Origin of the sequence: Hafnia psychrotolerans, from assembly GCF_014639435.1 — a bacterium.
GTDB lineage: Bacteria > Pseudomonadota > Gammaproteobacteria > Enterobacterales > Enterobacteriaceae > Ewingella > Ewingella psychrotolerans.
The window spans coordinates 16,609-33,933 of record NZ_BMFZ01000011.1; the positions used below are offsets into that span (position 1 = coordinate 16,609).

At 50.7% G+C, this 17,325-nt stretch carries 17 protein-coding genes and 1 pseudogene; 17 read left to right on the forward strand and 1 reads right to left on the reverse strand.

Going from position 1 to position 17,325, the window contains the following annotated elements:
- Positions 1-315: 315 nt before the first annotated feature.
- From atpI to phoU, 17 genes and pseudogenes are all read left to right on the forward strand, one after another.
- Positions 316-714 (forward strand): F0F1 ATP synthase subunit I, encoded by a 399-nt coding sequence (gene atpI, locus IEV89_RS17670; protein WP_188474839.1) that lies wholly within the window; start codon positions 316-318, stop codon positions 712-714.
- A gap of 22 nt (positions 715-736) precedes the next feature.
- Entirely contained in the window at positions 737-1,519 is a 783-nt protein-coding gene (gene atpB / locus IEV89_RS17675) for a F0F1 ATP synthase subunit A (RefSeq protein ID WP_188474840.1), read from the forward strand.
- A gap of 50 nt (positions 1,520-1,569) precedes the next feature.
- The gene (atpE, locus tag IEV89_RS17680) at positions 1,570-1,809 is read left to right on the forward strand and encodes a F0F1 ATP synthase subunit C (RefSeq protein WP_004093904.1); all 240 of its coding nucleotides are present in this window, start codon (positions 1,570-1,572) and stop codon (positions 1,807-1,809) included.
- Positions 1,810-1,874: 65 nt separating this feature from the next.
- Positions 1,875-2,345 carry a F0F1 ATP synthase subunit B gene (gene atpF, locus IEV89_RS17685; protein ID WP_188474841.1) on the forward strand — a complete coding sequence of 157 codons (471 nt, stop codon included), beginning with the start codon at positions 1,875-1,877 and terminating at the stop codon, positions 2,343-2,345.
- 14 nt (positions 2,346-2,359) lie between these two features.
- A complete protein-coding gene (gene atpH / locus IEV89_RS17690) occupies positions 2,360-2,893 on the forward strand; it encodes a F0F1 ATP synthase subunit delta (protein ID WP_188474842.1) in 534 nt (177 codons plus the stop codon).
- A gap of 12 nt (positions 2,894-2,905) precedes the next feature.
- Positions 2,906-4,447: a F0F1 ATP synthase subunit alpha gene (gene atpA / locus IEV89_RS17695; protein WP_188474843.1), complete on the forward strand. Its 1,542-nt coding sequence runs from the start codon at positions 2,906-2,908 to the stop codon at positions 4,445-4,447.
- A gap of 71 nt (positions 4,448-4,518) precedes the next feature.
- Positions 4,519-5,382, forward strand: a complete 864-nt coding sequence (atpG, locus tag IEV89_RS17700) for a F0F1 ATP synthase subunit gamma (protein WP_188474844.1) — start codon at positions 4,519-4,521, stop codon at positions 5,380-5,382.
- Between the two features lie 32 nt (positions 5,383-5,414).
- Positions 5,415-6,797, forward strand: a complete 1,383-nt coding sequence (gene atpD, locus IEV89_RS17705) for a F0F1 ATP synthase subunit beta (protein ID WP_188474845.1) — start codon at positions 5,415-5,417, stop codon at positions 6,795-6,797.
- A 27-nt stretch (positions 6,798-6,824) separates the two neighbouring features.
- Positions 6,825-7,247, forward strand: a complete 423-nt coding sequence (locus IEV89_RS17710) for a F0F1 ATP synthase subunit epsilon (protein ID WP_188474846.1) — start codon at positions 6,825-6,827, stop codon at positions 7,245-7,247.
- A gap of 271 nt (positions 7,248-7,518) precedes the next feature.
- A complete protein-coding gene (gene glmU / locus IEV89_RS17715; RefSeq protein WP_188474847.1) occupies positions 7,519-8,889 on the forward strand; it encodes a bifunctional UDP-N-acetylglucosamine diphosphorylase/glucosamine-1-phosphate N-acetyltransferase GlmU in 1,371 nt (456 codons plus the stop codon).
- Positions 8,890-9,019: 130 nt separating this feature from the next.
- Positions 9,020-10,849 carry a glutamine--fructose-6-phosphate transaminase (isomerizing) gene (gene glmS, locus IEV89_RS17720; RefSeq protein ID WP_188474848.1) on the forward strand — a complete coding sequence of 610 codons (1,830 nt, stop codon included), beginning with the start codon at positions 9,020-9,022 and terminating at the stop codon, positions 10,847-10,849.
- 100 nt (positions 10,850-10,949) lie between these two features.
- Positions 10,950-11,675 (forward strand): annotated as a pseudogene (gene rluF / locus IEV89_RS17725) (23S rRNA pseudouridine(2604) synthase RluF); the annotation flags it as partial.
- Between the two features lie 194 nt (positions 11,676-11,869).
- Complete coding sequence (gene pstS / locus IEV89_RS17730) at positions 11,870-12,910, forward strand: phosphate ABC transporter substrate-binding protein PstS (RefSeq protein ID WP_188474850.1); 1,041 nt, start codon at positions 11,870-11,872, stop codon at positions 12,908-12,910.
- A gap of 94 nt (positions 12,911-13,004) precedes the next feature.
- Positions 13,005-13,961: a phosphate ABC transporter permease PstC gene (pstC, locus tag IEV89_RS17735; RefSeq protein WP_188474851.1), complete on the forward strand. Its 957-nt coding sequence runs from the start codon at positions 13,005-13,007 to the stop codon at positions 13,959-13,961.
- A gap of 1 nt (position 13,962) precedes the next feature.
- Positions 13,963-14,850, forward strand: coding sequence for a phosphate ABC transporter permease PstA (pstA, locus tag IEV89_RS17740; RefSeq protein ID WP_188474852.1), 888 nt, complete (start codon positions 13,963-13,965; stop codon positions 14,848-14,850).
- Between the two features lie 115 nt (positions 14,851-14,965).
- On the forward strand, positions 14,966-15,733 hold the full coding sequence (pstB, locus tag IEV89_RS17745) for a phosphate ABC transporter ATP-binding protein PstB (protein ID WP_373283413.1): 768 nt from the start codon (positions 14,966-14,968) through the stop codon (positions 15,731-15,733).
- Positions 15,734-15,743: 10 nt separating this feature from the next.
- Positions 15,744-16,475 carry a phosphate signaling complex protein PhoU gene (gene phoU / locus IEV89_RS17750; RefSeq protein ID WP_188474854.1) on the forward strand — a complete coding sequence of 244 codons (732 nt, stop codon included), beginning with the start codon at positions 15,744-15,746 and terminating at the stop codon, positions 16,473-16,475.
- Positions 16,476-16,559: 84 nt separating this feature from the next.
- Here phoU and yieH read toward each other — a convergent pair whose 3' ends face one another.
- Complete coding sequence (gene yieH, locus IEV89_RS17755; protein WP_188474855.1) at positions 16,560-17,228, reverse strand: 6-phosphogluconate phosphatase; 669 nt, start codon at positions 17,226-17,228, stop codon at positions 16,560-16,562.
- Positions 17,229-17,325: the final 97 nt, after the last annotated feature.

The following is a 17,325-nucleotide window of genomic DNA, read 5'->3' on the forward strand; positions in this document are numbered from 1 at the left end:
AAAAGAATCCACATCATTGGGGTATAGGGGACTGAAAATAGCAATTATGTGATCCGGCGCACGCTTCTTTGTCGATCAATAAAATATTCAGACAAGTGCATAGGGCTGATTCATAGCTATAGTTTCCTTATGAAAATAGCGATAAAGGGTAAAATTTAAATAATTGTTCACCTTTTCGCTACTTATCCATTGAATTCGTTTGAGTGGCCCGTATAATTTGCTCGTTTTTTGCTGCTTGACTCAAAACCGTAAAGGCTATGATATACGGCACTCAGCATACCTCTAGCTAGGTACTTGAAGGAGAGAACAAACGTCATGTCTGTACCGGGTATTTTAAACAGTATGAACGGCGCGAAGATGGCCAGAAAACTGTTGATACTGCAGTTACTGACCTTTGTTCTGCTCAGTGTGCTACTTGGCTTTAAAAGTCTGACATGGACGACGTCAGCCTTGATGGGAGGGATGGCTGCTTGGCTACCCAACGTACTCTTCATGCTGTTTGCATGGCGTTATCAAGCGCAAACAACGGTATCTGGACGGGTTGCCTGGACTTTTGCCATCGGAGAAGCGCTGAAGGTTCTGATAACGATTATCTTGATGATTATCGCGCTGGGCCTGTTCAAGGCGGTTTTTGCTCCGCTGGGTTTGGCTTATTTATCGGTGTTGATGACGCAGATTTTAGCACCGGCCATCATTAACAGTTACCGAACTTAACTACTAAAGGGTAAGAGGCATCATGTCTGCATCAGGAGAAATCTCTACTCCACAAGAGTATATCGGTCACCATCTGACTCAGCTTCAGGTAGGGACGGGATTCTGGTCGATTAACATCGATTCGATGTTTTTCTCCGTGGTCCTTGGGGTACTCTTTCTGGTTATTTTCCATCGCGTCGCTAAAAGCGCCACCAGTGGTGTTCCAGGAAAGCTGCAAACGGCCATCGAGTTGGTTGTAGGCTTTGTTGATAGCAACGTGCGTGACATGTATCACGGCAAAAGCAAGGTCATTGCTCCTTTGGCTCTGACTGTCTTCGTCTGGGTGTTCATGATGAACATGATGGATTTGCTGCCAATCGATTTTCTGCCGTACATCGGCGAACATCTTCTTGGTCTGCCGGCTCTGCGTGTTGTACCCACGGCTGACGTGAATATCACGTTGTCTATGGCGCTCGGCGTATTCATTCTGATTCTTTTCTATAGCATTAAGATGAAAGGCGTTGGCGGTTTCGTTAAAGAACTGACAATGCAGCCATTCAATCATCCGGTTTTTATTCCGATTAACCTGATTCTTGAGGGTGTCAGCCTGCTGTCTAAACCCGTTTCACTGGGTCTGCGACTGTTTGGCAATATGTATGCGGGTGAGTTGATCTTCATCCTTATTGCTGGCCTGCTGCCGTGGTGGTCACAGTGGATCCTGAGTGTGCCTTGGGCCATTTTCCACATCCTGATCATTACGCTGCAAGCTTTTATCTTCATGGTTCTGACGATTGTCTATCTCTCGATGGCATCTGAAAAACACTGATTTTTCTTTCAACACTACTGCGTTTTAACTGAAACAAACTGGAGACTGTCATGGAAAACCTGAGTATGGATCTGCTGTACATGGCTGCCGCTGTGATGATGGGCCTGGCGGCAATCGGTGCTGCAATCGGTATCGGCATCTTGGGTGGTAAATTCTTGGAAGGTGCTGCACGTCAGCCTGACCTGATCCCTCTGTTGCGTACACAGTTCTTTATCGTTATGGGTCTGGTCGATGCAATCCCAATGATTGCTGTTGGTCTGGGTCTGTACGTGATGTTTGCTGTCGCTTAACGCTGAGCTTGCTCACGGTTAAACGAACTACATCAAATATTTCACTTTGAAAGAGGCATTGTGCTGTGAATCTTAACGCAACAATCCTCGGCCAGGCTATCGCGTTTGTCCTGTTTGTCCTGTTCTGCATGAAGTACGTATGGCCGCCAATTATGGCTGCCATCGAAAAACGTCAGAAAGAGATTTCTGAAGGTTTGTCTTTCGCAGAACATGCCAAAAAAGAGCTGGACTTAGCGCAAGCCGATGCGACCGACCAACTGAAGAAAGCCAAAGCTGAAGCTCAGGTAATCATCGACCAGGCGAACAAGCGTAAAGCACAGATCGTCGACGAAGCGAAGACCGAAGCCGAGCAGGAACGTAACAAGATCGTAGCGCAAGCTAAGGCAGAGATTGACGCCGAACGCCAACGTGCACGTGAAGAGTTGCGTAAACAGGTCGGGATTTTGGCCATTGCTGGCGCCGAGAAGATCATCGAACGTTCCGTAGATGAAGCTGCTAACAGCGACATCGTTGATAAACTGGTCGCTGAACTGTAAGGAGGGAGGGGCTGATGTCTGAATTTGTAACTGTAGCTCGCCCCTACGCCAAAGCAGCTTTTGACTTTGCCGTTGAGCACCAAAGCTTAGATCGCTGGCAGTCCATGCTGGCGTTCACCGCTGAAGTCACGTGTAATGGACAGATTGAAGAACTGCTTTCCGGGGCCTTGGCACCAGAAACTATGTCTCAAACTTTCATTGCGGTATGTGGTGACCAACTCGACGACGCAGGCCAAAATCTGATTAAGGTTATGGCTGAAAATGGGCGTTTACGCGTTCTTCCGGAAGTGCTGCAACAGTTCATTGAACTGCGTGCCTCATTAGAGGCCATTGCTGAAGTAGACGTCACTTCAGCAGCTCCACTATCCGAAGCGCAGCAGGCAAAAATTGCTGCTGCCATGGAAAAACGTCTGTCTCGCAAAGTTAAGCTGAATTGCAAAATTGACAAGTCTGTTCTTGCCGGTGTCGTAATCCGTGCAGGTGATATGGTGATTGATGGCAGCGTTCGCAGTCGTCTTGAACGCCTGGCAGACGTATTGCAGTCTTAAGGGGACTGGAGCATGCAACTGAATTCCACCGAAATCAGCGAACTGATAAAGCAGCGCATTGCTCAGTTCAATGTAGTGAGCGAAGCTCACAATGAAGGTACTATCGTTTCCGTCAGTGACGGAATCATCCGCGTGCACGGCTTGGCCGATGTTATGCAAGGGGAAATGATTGCGTTGCCGGGTAACCGTTACGCTATCGCCCTGAACCTGGAGCGCGACTCCGTAGGTGCTGTTGTTATGGGCCCTTACGCTGACCTCGCCGAAGGGATGAAAGTAAAATGTACTGGCCGTATCCTGGAAGTCCCCGTTGGCCGTGGCCTGTTAGGTCGCGTTGTTAACACCCTGGGTGCGCCAATTGACGGTAAAGGTCCGGTAGAGCACGACGGTTTCTCAGCTGTCGAAGCAATCGCACCTGGCGTTATCGAACGCCAATCCGTAGACCAACCTGTGCAGACAGGTTACAAATCCGTTGATGCCATGATCCCAATCGGTCGTGGTCAGCGTGAATTGGTCATCGGTGACCGTCAAACCGGTAAAACTGCTCTGGCAATTGATGCGATCATCAACCAGCGCGATTCCGGCATCAAATGTATCTATGTGGCTATCGGCCAGAAAGCGTCCACCATTTCTAACGTGGTGCGTAAACTGGAAGAGCATGGCGCACTGGAAAATACCATCGTGGTGGTTGCGACTGCATCAGAGTCTGCTGCACTGCAATACCTGGCACCGTACTCCGGTTGCGCAATGGGTGAGTATTTCCGTGACCGTGGTGAAGACGCACTGATCGTTTATGATGACCTGTCTAAACAGGCTGTTGCTTACCGTCAGATTTCCCTGCTGCTTCGTCGTCCACCAGGTCGTGAAGCTTACCCAGGCGACGTTTTCTATCTCCACTCCCGTCTGCTCGAACGTGCTGCGCGTGTAAACGCGGATTACGTTGAAGCATTCACCAAGGGTGAAGTGAAAGGCAAAACAGGTTCCCTGACTGCGCTTCCAATCATCGAAACGCAAGCGGGTGATGTTTCCGCGTTCGTTCCGACTAACGTAATCTCGATTACCGATGGTCAGATCTTCCTGGAATCGAACCTGTTCAACGCCGGTATTCGTCCTGCGGTTAACCCGGGGATTTCCGTATCCCGTGTTGGTGGTGCTGCTCAGACCAAGATCATGAAAAAACTGTCCGGTGGTATTCGTACTGCATTGGCTCAGTATCGTGAATTGGCTGCGTTCTCCCAGTTTGCTTCCGATTTGGATGAAGCAACGCGTAAACAGTTGAACCACGGTCAGAAAGTGACCGAGTTGCTGAAGCAGAAACAGTATGCGCCAATGTCTATCGTTGCGCAGTCACTGATTATCTTTGCAGCAGAACGTGGTTATCTGGAAGACGTTGACTTGTCTAAAGTGGGTAGCTTTGAAGCTGCGTTGTTGGCTTATGCTGACCGCGAGCACTCAGAGCTTCTGCAACAAATCAACCAAACTGGTGCGTACAACGATGAGATCGAGGGGAAATTCAAAAATATCCTCGATACCTTCAAAGCAACCCAGTCCTGGTAACACTAAGCGGCCCTGTTGCCCTGCTTAATGCAGATAAGCAACAGGCCGTTTGGTAATGAGGAGAAGCAGAGATGGCCGGCGGAAAAGAGATACGTAGTAAGATCAGCAGCGTGCAAAACACGCAAAAGATCACTAAAGCGATGGAGATGGTCGCCGCCTCCAAAATGCGTAAAACGCAGGATCGCATGGCGGCCAGCCGTCCTTATGCAGAAACCATTCGTGAAGTGATCGGTCACCTCGCGTTGGGTAATCTGGAATACAAACACCCATACCTGGACGATCGTGAAATTAAGCGTGTCGGGTATTTGGTGGTGTCTACCGACCGTGGTCTGTGTGGTGGTTTGAACATTAACCTGTTCAAAAAACTGCTGGCAGAGATGAAAGGCTTGTCCGAAAAAGGTGTTGAGGTCGACTTAGCCCTGATCGGCTCCAAAGCAGCCTCTTTCTTCAATTCCGTGGGTGCGAATGTCGTTGCCCAAGTTACTGGCATGGGAGATAACCCTTCTCTGTCAGAATTGATCGGACCGGTGAAAGTGATGTTGCAAGCCTTCGACGAAGGTCGTTTAGACAAGTTATGTATTGTTAGCAATAAATTCGTCAATACCATGTCTCAGGAACCACGTATCGTTCAGCTGTTACCTCTGCCACCAGCAGAAGATGACGTGCTGGCGAAAAAATCCTGGGATTACCTGTATGAGCCAGACCCTAAAGCACTGCTGGATACTCTCCTGCGTCGCTATGTGGAATCTCAGGTTTATCAGGGCGTCGTAGAAAACCTGGCCAGCGAACAGGCCGCGCGAATGGTAGCGATGAAAGCCGCAACCGATAACGGCGGCAGCCTGATCAAAGAGCTGCAGTTGGTTTACAACAAAGCTCGTCAGGCCAGCATCACTCAGGAACTCACCGAGATCGTCGGGGGAGCCTCCGCGGTTTAAGCTAGGTTTACGAATTACGTAGAGGATTCAAGATGGCTACTGGAAAGATTATCCAGGTAATCGGCGCCGTGGTGGACGTCGAGTTCCCTCAGGATGCAGTACCGCATGTGTACAATGCTCTTGAGGTAGAAAACGGTACCTCCAAGTTGGTGCTGGAAGTTCAGCAACAGTTAGGCGGCGGTGTTGTTCGTTGTATCGCAATGGGTACCTCAGACGGCCTACGTCGCGGTCTGAAAGTTAACAACCTTGAGCACGCCATTGAGGTGCCGGTTGGTGTTGCAACGTTGGGTCGTATCATGAACGTATTGGGCGAACCAATCGACATGAAAGGTCCTATCGGTGAAGAAGAACGTCGTGGGATCCACCGTCCTGCTCCTTCTTACGAAGAGCTGGCAAACTCCCAGGAATTGCTGGAAACCGGTATCAAAGTGATGGACTTGATGTGTCCGTTCGCTAAGGGCGGTAAAGTCGGTCTGTTCGGTGGTGCTGGTGTCGGTAAAACTGTAAACATGATGGAGCTGATCCGTAACATCGCGATCGAACACTCCGGTTATTCCGTGTTTGCAGGTGTGGGTGAACGTACTCGTGAGGGTAACGACTTCTACCACGAAATGACTGACTCTAATGTTATCGACAAAGTTTCCCTGGTCTATGGCCAGATGAACGAGCCACCAGGTAACCGCCTGCGTGTGGCGCTGACCGGCCTGACCATGGCGGAGAAATTCCGTGATGAAGGTCGTGATGTACTGCTGTTCATCGATAACATTTACCGTTACACCTTGGCCGGTACCGAAGTGTCTGCACTTCTGGGCCGTATGCCATCAGCGGTAGGCTATCAGCCAACGTTGGCGGAAGAGATGGGCGTTCTGCAAGAACGTATTACCTCGACAAAAAGTGGTTCAATCACCTCTGTACAGGCCGTTTACGTCCCTGCGGATGACTTGACTGACCCCTCTCCAGCCACCACCTTCGCTCACTTAGATGCGACAGTGGTACTGAGCCGTCAGATCGCGTCACTGGGTATCTACCCTGCGGTTGACCCACTTGACTCGACTAGCCGCCAGCTGGATCCACTGGTTGTTGGTCAGGAACACTATGATGTGGCTCGTGGCGTGCAGTCTATTCTGCAACGTTACCAGGAACTGAAAGACATCATCGCGATCCTGGGTATGGACGAGTTGTCAGAAGATGACAAACTGGTTGTATCCCGTGCGCGTAAGATTCAGCGTTTCCTGTCCCAGCCGTTCTTTGTGGCCGAAGTCTTCACCGGTTCTCCGGGCAAGTTCGTATCGCTGAAAGATACCATTCGTGGTTTCAAAGGCATTATGGACGGCGACTACGATCACCTGCCTGAACAAGCGTTCTACATGGTTGGCGCCATTGAAGAAGCAGTGGAAAAAGCCAAGAAACTGTAACGCTAGTTTGTTGTGAGAGAGGATGACATGGCTGAAAAAGCTTACCATCTGGATGTAGTCAGTGCGGAAAAGAGAATGTTTTCCGGCATGGTACAGAAGATCCAGGTGACGGGTAGCGAAGGCGAACTGGGTATTTTCCCTGGGCATGCTCCGCTGCTCACCGCCATCAAGCCTGGCATGGTGCGTATTGTTAAAGAACACGGTGAAGAAGAGTATATTTATCTTTCCGGTGGCATCCTTGAGGTGCAACCGAGCGCTACGACCGTGTTGGCTGACACTGCAATCCGTGGGCAAGACCTCGATGAAGCACGTGCGCTTGAAGCTAAGCGTAAAGCTGAGGAGCACATCAGTGGTTCTCACGGTGACGTCGACTTCGCTCAGGCTTCTGCTGAACTGGCTAAAGCGATCGCAAAACTTCGTGTTATCGAGTTGACCAGGAAAGCGATGTAACGACATCATCGTAAAAGGCGACCTTCGGGTCGCTTTTTTTTTACCTTTAAAAAAGCCCTATTTTCATCCCTATTCTCATGACATTTGCCCTTACTCAGTGGAATACTAGCAATCAAAGTAGAGACTTTGTAGGCGATTCACTCACTATCGTCTATCGAGTGTTACCCCTTGCTGACTAAGGCCTGCGGGCGGTTTTTGATGCGAAATATGTAGTAATCCTGTTAGCTAACAGGTTACTTTTGTCCCTCAAATTGGATTTGTCAGGTTACCTATGTCAAACAGCACACTGAGTGTGGTGATCCTTGCCGCAGGCAAGGGAACTCGCATGTATTCTAACCTTCCTAAAGTTCTTCATTTATTGGCCGGTAAGCCAATGGTTCAACACGTTATTGATGCGGCCACACAGGTTGGCGCTAAGAACGTGCATCTGGTCTATGGCCACGGTGGCGGCTTACTGAAGCAAAACCTGGCTGGTAGTGATCTTAATTGGGTCTTACAAGCTGAACAATTGGGCACTGGCCATGCGATGCAACAGGCGGCGCCTTATTTTGCTGATGACGAAGACGTGCTAATGCTTTACGGCGATGTTCCGTTAATTTCTGTTGAAACATTGGATAAATTGCTGAAAGCGAAACCAGAAGGCGGCATTGGTTTACTGACTGTTGTTCTGGATAATCCGACAGGCTATGGCCGTATTGTTCGTGAAAATGGCACGGTGACTGGCATCATTGAGCAAAAAGATGCCAGCGAAGAACAGCTGAAAATTCGAGAAATCAACACCGGTATTTTGGTTGCCAACGGTGCGTCATTCAAACGCTGGTTGAGTCAGCTCAACAACAATAATGCGCAGGGTGAATATTACATCACTGACATTATTGCGATGGCACATGCCGAAGGTCATCAGATTGCTACTGTCCATCCGGCGCGTAGTAGCGAAGTCGATGGCGTTAACAACCGCCTGCAACTTTCCCGCCTTGAGCGCGTGTATCAGAGTGAACAGGCGGAACGCCTGCTGCTGGCAGGGGTGATGCTGATGGATCCGGCGCGCTTTGATCTGCGTGGTGAGCTGTCCCATGGCATCGACGTACAGATCGACACCAACGTGATTATCGAAGGTCACGTCAAACTGGGCGATCGCGTGAAAGTCGGCGCGGGCTGCGTGCTGAAAAACTGCGTGATTGGCGATGACTGCGAAATCAGCCCTTACAGCGTTTTCGAAGATGCGGTGCTGGAAAGCGGCTGTACGGTCGGACCTTTCGCCCGTCTGCGCCCTGGCGCTGAACTGGCCGAAGGCGCCCATGTCGGCAATTTCGTCGAAATCAAAAAATCGCGTCTGGGCAAAGGCTCCAAAGCCGGCCATCTGTCCTACCTCGGCGACGCTGAGATTGGCGATAACGTGAATATCGGCGCGGGTACCATCACTTGCAACTACGATGGTGTGAATAAGCATAAAACTGTCATCGGAAACGATGTCTTCGTCGGGTCTGACACACAGCTGGTCGCACCCGTCACCGTCGGCAATAACGTGACTATCGCGGCGGGTACGACCGTGACGCGCGATGTGCCAGACAGCGGTTTACTGTTAAGCCGGGTGCCTCAGGTGCATAAACCTGACTGGCAAAAACCGGTGAAGAAAAAATAAGCATTACATAATAATCCCCAACTTCTACAAGGCTCGGGGAACCGCAGGTACACCGGAAAACGGGGCTCGCGGATAAATCAGGTCAGGCAGCAAAAAAGGTCCCGAAAGACCTTCAATAGGAATAAAACTGATGTGTGGAATTGTAGGTGCAGTAGCACAACGCGATATTGCTGAAATTCTGTTAGAAGGCTTACGCCGTCTCGAATACCGCGGTTATGACTCGGCCGGTCTGGCAGTCATTAATGCGGAAGGCAAAATGGGGCGCTTGCGTCGTCTGGGTAAAGTCCAGATGCTGGCTGACGCGTTGGATGAACACCCACTGCACGGCGGCACTGGTATTGCGCACACCCGTTGGGCAACCCATGGCGAACCTTCCGAAGTCAATGCGCACCCACATGTTTCTGATTATATAGCGGTTGTGCATAACGGCATTATCGAAAACCACGAACCTCTGCGTGAATTACTGATCGAACGCGGCTACCGTTTTGATTCCGAAACGGATACCGAAGTGATCGCGCATCTGGTGCATTGGGAACAACTTCAGGGCGGCACGTTGTTGGAAGTGGTTCAGCGTGTTATCCCGCAGCTGCGTGGTGCTTATGGCGCTGTGATGATGGACAGCCGTGATCCGTCCGTTCTGGTCGCCGCCCGTTCCGGCAGCCCGCTGGTGATTGGCCGTGGCGTGGGTGAAAACTTCATTGCTTCCGACCAGCTGGCGCTGTTGCCGGTCACCCGTCGCTTCCTGTTCCTGGAAGAAGGCGATGTGGCGGAAGTGAAACGTCGCTCGGTTAGCGTGTATGACAAAAATGGTCATGCGGTTGAGCGCGAAGAAATTGAATCCAAAGTGCAGTACGACGCCGGTGATAAAGGCCTTTACCGTCACTACATGCAGAAAGAAATCTACGAGCAGCCACTGGCGATCAAAAACACGCTGGAAGGACGTTTCAGCCACGGTGAAGTGAACCTGAGCGAGCTTGGCGAAAAGGCCGACGACATTCTGTCACGCGTTCAACATATCCAGATCATCGCCTGCGGGACGTCTTACAACTCTGGCATGGTCGCGCGCTACTGGTTTGAGTCTCTGGCAGGTATGCCGTGCGATGTGGAAATCGCCTCTGAGTTTCGCTATCGCAAATCCGCTGTTCGCCCTGGTAGTCTGATCATCACGTTGTCGCAGTCTGGCGAAACCGCCGATACGCTGGCCGCGCTGCGTCTGTCTAAAGAGCTTGGGTATCTTGGTTCTCTGGCCGTATGTAACGTAGCTGGCTCGTCTCTGGTACGTGAATCCGATATGGCGTTGATGACCAAAGCCGGCACTGAAATTGGCGTGGCTTCCACCAAAGCCTTCACCACGCAATTGACTGTTCTGCTGATGCTGGTGGCCCGTATGGGGCGCCTGAAAGGCATGGCACCGCAGGTCGAGCACGACATCGTTCATGCGCTTCAGGCTTTGCCTGCGCGTATTGAGCAGATGCTGTCGCTGGATAAGACCATCGAATCTCTGGCGGAAGGTTTCTCTGACAAACATCACGCCTTGTTCCTCGGTCGCGGCGATCAATACCCAATCGCGATGGAAGGTGCACTGAAGCTGAAAGAGATCTCCTATATTCATGCCGAAGCCTATGCGGCAGGCGAGCTGAAGCACGGCCCGCTGGCGCTGATCGACGCGGATATGCCGGTGATCGTCATTGCGCCAAATAACGAACTGCTGGAAAAGCTGAAGTCGAATATCGAAGAAGTGCGCGCCCGTGGCGGTTTGCTGTATGTCTTCGCCGATCAGAATGCCGGTTTCACCGACAGCGAAGGCATGAAGATCATCCAGTTGCCACACGTTGAAGAGATCGTCGCACCGATTTTCTACACCGTTCCGCTCCAGTTGCTGTCCTACTATGTCGCGCTGATCAAAGGCACCGACGTAGACCAGCCGCGTAACCTGGCGAAATCTGTGACGGTAGAATAACCGCCCCAGCATTCGGTTTTTAAGCGCCCCACGTGGGCGCTTTTTTTATTTCTGCGACGCAACAAGGTATAGTCCGCCTTTTACTGAGGTTCCCTGCGCAATGCCGACTCCGTCTTCTATCAGGATTAACAAATACATCAGCGACAGCGGCCTGTGTTCGCGTCGTGACGCCGACCGTTACGTCGAGAATGGGCGGGTGTTAATTAATGATACGCAGGCTGGATTTGGCGCGCAGGTCTTTGCCGGAGATGTGGTGACCGTGAATGGTCAGCCGATCGGGCGACGTGATGAAGCCGGTCTGGTGCTGCTCGCGTTGAATAAACCCGTGGGCATTATTACTTCGATGGATGAAAATCTGCCGGATAACATAGGTACACTCATTTATCACAGTAAGCGCCTCTTCCCGGTCGGGCGTCTGGATAAAGACTCGCAAGGGCTGATTCTACTGACCAATCACGGTGATCTGGTCAATAAAATCCTGCGCACCGGCAACGATCACGAAAAAGAATACGTGGTTACCGTCAACAAACCGGTGACTAACGAGTTCATTCTTGGTCTGAGTGCCGGTGTGCCGATGTTAGGTACAGTGACTAAAGCATGTAAAGTAAAGAAAGAATCTGACTTTGTATTTCGTATTACGCTGGTGCAGGGGCTCAACCGTCAAATTCGGCGCATGTCTAAATATTTTGGCTATGAAGTGATCCGACTTGAACGCATACGCATTATGAACATTCACCTGGAAGGCTTACCTCCGGGGGAATCGAGGGATTTGACCCACCAGGAACTGCTCGAGTTATTTATACGGATTGAAAACTCAGTGTCCGAACGCTAACCGGCGAAATAGCGCAGATCAGTAAGCTACATCTCTTGAATTGTGATGTTAGTCATAAAACTGTCATATAAAGTACATTTTACTGTCACGTAACTGTCCTATTTTCCTCCTGTGCCAAACACTTTATAAACCTCGACCTCGGTCGAATATCTTTGCTCGAATAAATAAGAAACCACTAGGAGTGGAACATGAAATTGATGCGTAACACCGTCGCCGGTATTGTGGCAGCGACTTTTTCCCTCACAGCAATGTCTGCTTTCGCTGCTAGTAATCTGACTGGCGCTGGCGGCACCTTCCCTGCTCCTGTCTATGCCAAATGGGCTGATGCTTACCACAAAGATACCGGCAACCAGGTGAACTACCAGGGCATCGGTTCTTCCGGTGGCGTAAAACAAATCATCGCCAAAACGGTCGACTTCGGTGCATCTGATGCGCCAATGAAAGAAGAAGACCTGAATAAAAACGGCCTGTTCCAGTTCCCTACCGTGATCGGTGGCGTGGTATTGGCGGTGAATCTGCCAGGTATCAAATCTGGTCAACTGACGCTGGACGGCCCAACGCTGGGTGATATCTACCTCGGCAAAATCAAAAAGTGGAACGATGCGGCGATTGCTAAATTGAACCCAGGTGTAAAACTGCCTGATACCAACATTGCCGTTGTGCGCCGTGCTGATGGTTCAGGTACCTCTTTTGTGTTCACCAGCTATCTGTCTAAGGTCAGTCCTGAGTGGAAAGAGAAAATTGGTACGGGTACAACGGTTAACTGGCCAACGGGCCTGGGCGGTAAAGGTAACGACGGCGTGGCAGCATTTGTACAACGTCTGCCAGGTTCAATTGGTTATGTCGAATACGCGTATGCGAAACAAAACAGCTTGGCTTACACCAAACTGGTTGATGCAGATGGTAAAGCGATTGCTCCGACTGAAGCATCCTTCAGCGCATCGGCTAAAGGCGCTGACTGGAAAAGAACCTTCGCTCAGGACTTGACCAACCAGAAAGGTGATAACGCGTGGCCAATCAGCTCCACCACCTTCATACTGGTTTACAAAAATCAGCAAGATGCAGCGAAAGGCACTGAAGTGCTGAAGTTCTTCGACTGGGCTTACAAAAATGGCAACAAGCTGACGACCGATCTGGATTATGCATCACTGCCTGAGTCCGTGGTTGAACAAATTCGCGCAGCCTGGAAAACTAATATTAAAGACAGTAATGGCAAAGCACTCTACTAGGATCTGACCTTCAGTCTGATATAGAGTACAAGTCTTCTGCTTCATTCCCTCTCCGGCCGGGGAGGGAATTAAATCTTAATTAAAAGAGAGTGGTATGGCTGAATACAAGCCGGCTATCAAGGCACCAGGCAAAAACGGTGACATTATCTTCGGCGCGCTGGTCAAACTGGCTGCGCTGATTGTGTTATTAATGCTGGGCGGTATTATCGTCTCGCTGTTTATTGCTTCCTTACCGAGCATCGAAAAGTTCGGTTTATCCTTCCTCTGGAATAAAACCTGGGACGCCCCGAACGAGCAATTTGGCGCACTGGTGCCGATTTACGGTACGGTCGTTACTTCCGTTATTGCCCTATTAATTGCTGTACCTGTCAGTTTCGGTATCGCACTGTTCCTGACTGAACTGGCGCCGAACTGGCTGCGACGCCCGTTGGGTATTGCCATTGAACTGCTGGCGGCTATTCCCAGTATCGTTTATGGCATGTGGGGCCTGTTCGTTTTTGCCCCGCTGTTTGCTACCTATTTCCAGACCCCAGTTGGTGACGTGCTGTCCGGTATTCCGATCGTCGGTGCCCTGTTCGCAGGCCCCGGTTTTGGTATCGGTATTCTGGCCGCAGGTGTGATCCTCGCTATCATGATTATCCCTTACATTGCCTCGGTGATGCGCGACGTGTTCGAACAAACGCCGGTGATGATGAAAGAGTCCGCTTACGGTATCGGCTGTACGACGTGGGAAGTGATCTGGCGCATCGTGCTGCCGTTCACCAAAAATGGCGTGATCGGCGGTGTGATGTTAGGGCTCGGGCGAGCTTTGGGGGAAACCATGGCGGTGACCTTTATCATCGGGAACACTTACCAACTCGACAGCATCTCGCTTTACATGCCGGGCAACAGTATTACCTCGGCGTTGGCTAACGAATTCGCCGAAGCCGAAGCTGGTCTGCATACTGCCGCGCTAATGGAACTGGGCCTTATCCTGTTCATAATTACCTTTATTGTTCTGGCGCTATCGAAAGTGATGATTCTGCGCCTGGCTAAGAAAGAGGGCCGTTAAGATGACGACACTCGAAATGCGAAGCACGCCTGAACTGCTGGAGTCTCGCCGTAAACGTCAGGCATGGCGTCGCCAGAAAAACCGTCTGGCGCTGCTGATGTCCATGATGACCATGGTGTTTGGTCTGTTCTGGCTGGTGTGGATCCTGTTTACCACCGTGGTTAAAGGGGTAGACGGCATGTCACTGGCGCTGTTCACCCAGAATACCCCGCCACCGAACACTGCGGGCGGCGGTCTGGCTAACGCCATTGCGGGCAGCGGATTACTCATTTTGTGGTCGACCGTGATCGGCACGCCACTGGGCGTCATGGCAGGGATTTATCTGGCCGAATATGGCCGTAAATCCTGGTTGGCGGAGTTAATTCGTTTCATCAATGACATTCTGCTTTCTGCGCCTTCTATCGTCGTTGGCCTGTTTGTGTACACCATCATGGTGGCTAAAATGGGGCACTTCTCCGGTTGGGCGGGCGTTCTGGCGCTAGCATTGCTGCAAATCCCTATTGTTATTCGTACTACGGAAAATATGCTCAAATTGGTGCCTGACAGCCTGCGTGAAGCGGCGTACGCACTGGGTACACCGAAGTGGAAGATGATCTCTGCTATTACGCTGAAAGCGTCGGTTTCCGGCATCATGACTGGCATCCTGCTGGCGATTGCTCGCATTGCTGGTGAAACCGCACCGCTGCTGTTTACATCGCTCTCCAACCAGTTCTGGAGCACCGACATGATGCAGCCTATTGCCAATCTGCCGGTGACCATCTTCAAATTTGCCATGAGTCCGTTCGGTGAGTGGCAGAAACTGGCATGGGCGGGTGTACTGCTAATCACAGTCTGTGTACTGGTACTGAACATTCTGGCGCGTGTGATTTTTGCCCAGAAGAAACAGTGAGCCCTGACTGAAAACAGTAAACACCAATTGAAGGTGGCTTTGGCCATCATCACAGTTACCCGGCGCCGCAGTTGCGGTGCACGAAAGATAAAAGAGAGATGTCTTAATGAGTCGAATGACTGACGCATCCAACAGCAAAATCCAGGTTCGCGACCTGAATTTTTATTACGGCAAATTTCACGCGCTGAAAAATATTTCCCTGGATATCGCAAAAAACGAAGTCACGGCTTTTATCGGCCCGTCGGGCTGTGGTAAATCGACGTTGCTGCGCACGCTAAACAAAATGTATCAGCTTTATCCCGATCAGCGTGCCGAAGGTGAGATCTTGCTTGATGGCGAGGATATTCTGGTCGATAAGCAGGACATCGCGTTGCTGCGCGCTAAAGTCGGCATGGTCTTTCAGAAACCCACGCCTTTCCCTATGTCGATTTACGACAACATTGCCTTCGGTGTGCGTCTGTTTGAGAAACTGTCACGTACCGATATGGATGAGCGCGTACAGTGGGCGCTGACCAAAGCAGCACTGTGGAATGAGTCCAAAGATAAACTGCAGCAGAGTGGTTACAGCTTGTCTGGTGGTCAGCAACAGCGTCTGTGTATTGCGCGTGGTATTGCGATCCGCCCTGATGTGCTGTTGCTTGACGAACCTTGCTCGGCGCTGGATCCGATTTCCACCGGACGTATTGAAGAGTTGATCACCGAGCTGAAGTCTGACTACACCGTGGTTATCGTTACCCACAATATGCAGCAGGCGGCACGTTGTTCAGATCGCACGGCGTTTATGTATCTGGGCGAACTGATCGAATACAGCGATACCGACTCCCTCTTTACTTCTCCTGCCCGTAAGCAGACAGAAGACTACATTACTGGCCGCTACGGTTGAGGCAAGAAAAATGGATAACCTGAACTTAAATAAACACATTTCCGGCCAGTTCAATGCAGAACTTGAGCACATTCGTACCCAAGTCTTGGCGATGGGCGGGCTGGTGGAACAGCAACTGACTGATGCGATCACCGCGATGCACAATCAGGACCCTGAACTGGCACAACAAGTCATCAAAGGCGATGACAAAGTAAACATGATGGAAGTGGCGATTGACGAAGCCTGCGTGAGGATTATTGCCAAGCGCCAGCCGACCGCCAGTGACCTGCGTTTAGTTATGGCGATCATCAAAACTATTTCCGAGCTGGAACGCATTGGCGACGTGGCGGACAAAATCTGCCGCACCGCGCTGGAAAAATTCTCGCATTTGCATCAGCCGTTGCTGGTTAGCCTTGAGTCTCTGGGCCGCCACACGGTTCAAATGTTGCATGACGTGCTCGACGCCTTTGCGCGCATGGACCTCGACGAAGCGGTGCGTATTTACCGTGAAGACAAGAAAGTTGATCAGGAATATGAAGGCATCGTGCGTCAGTTGATGACCTACATGATGGAAGATCCGCGTACTATTCCAAGTGTGCTCACCGCGCTGTTCTGCGCCCGCTCCATTGAGCGCATCGGTGACCGTTGTCAGAATATTTGTGAGTTCATTTTCTATTTCGTCAAAGGCCAGGATTTCCGTCACGTTGGCGGCGATGCGCTGGAAAAATTACTGACTGAAAATAAAACCGACAAAAAAGAGTAAGTTTTTGCTCTTATTGCCTTGGTAGCGCGACGCCACGATCACCACTCGCGGGTGGAATGGCGGATAAACCGGTGGTGTATAGCATTATCGGGTGATCTGATAGCCTCTCTCTCGCCACAGTTTGGGCAGTTCCTGCATGTCATTGAACGCGGTGACTAATGGATGGTCAATCGGCAGATTATGAGGGTCAGCGCAGTAGTAAAACACTGGGATCCCGGCGGAGATACCCGCCTGGGTGCCTGCAGCGGAATCCTCCACCAGAATACAGCGATCAATATTAACCTGCATCACTTCAGCTGCTTTATATAGTACAGCCGGGTCTGGCTTCCAGCGCTGCAAATCATAGCCGCTGAATAGATTATCCCCCATGAATTGCAGCAGACCCGTTTTCCCGAGCGACAACTGCATTTTACTGACCGGGCCATTAGAGACGACGCACATCGGGATAGTGATTTGTTCTAACAATTCGCGTACACCGGGTATCGGTTCTAATTTACGGTCAAAGAGTCGGGCGATATGCTGACGGAACACGACCTCCATCTCCTCTTTAGTGACTTGCAGCCCATATTCTTTATTGATGATGGCAATGATCTCGTAAAGTTTGACGCCTTTATAGGTTTTGTACATTTCATCAAAAGAGACCGCCACGCCGAAATGCGCGAACATTTCCACATAGGCTTCACAACACAGCAATTCGCTGTCGACCAGAGTCCCGTCGCAGTCAAAAAGGACACATTCTATCTGGTGGGGCATAGTTCCTCCGTAGAGAGATTGAGTACATTGAATCTGTTCGATCCAACTTTACCTCACCGCTGCCAGGATATGCGGGTTTAATTGCCATAAAAAAAGA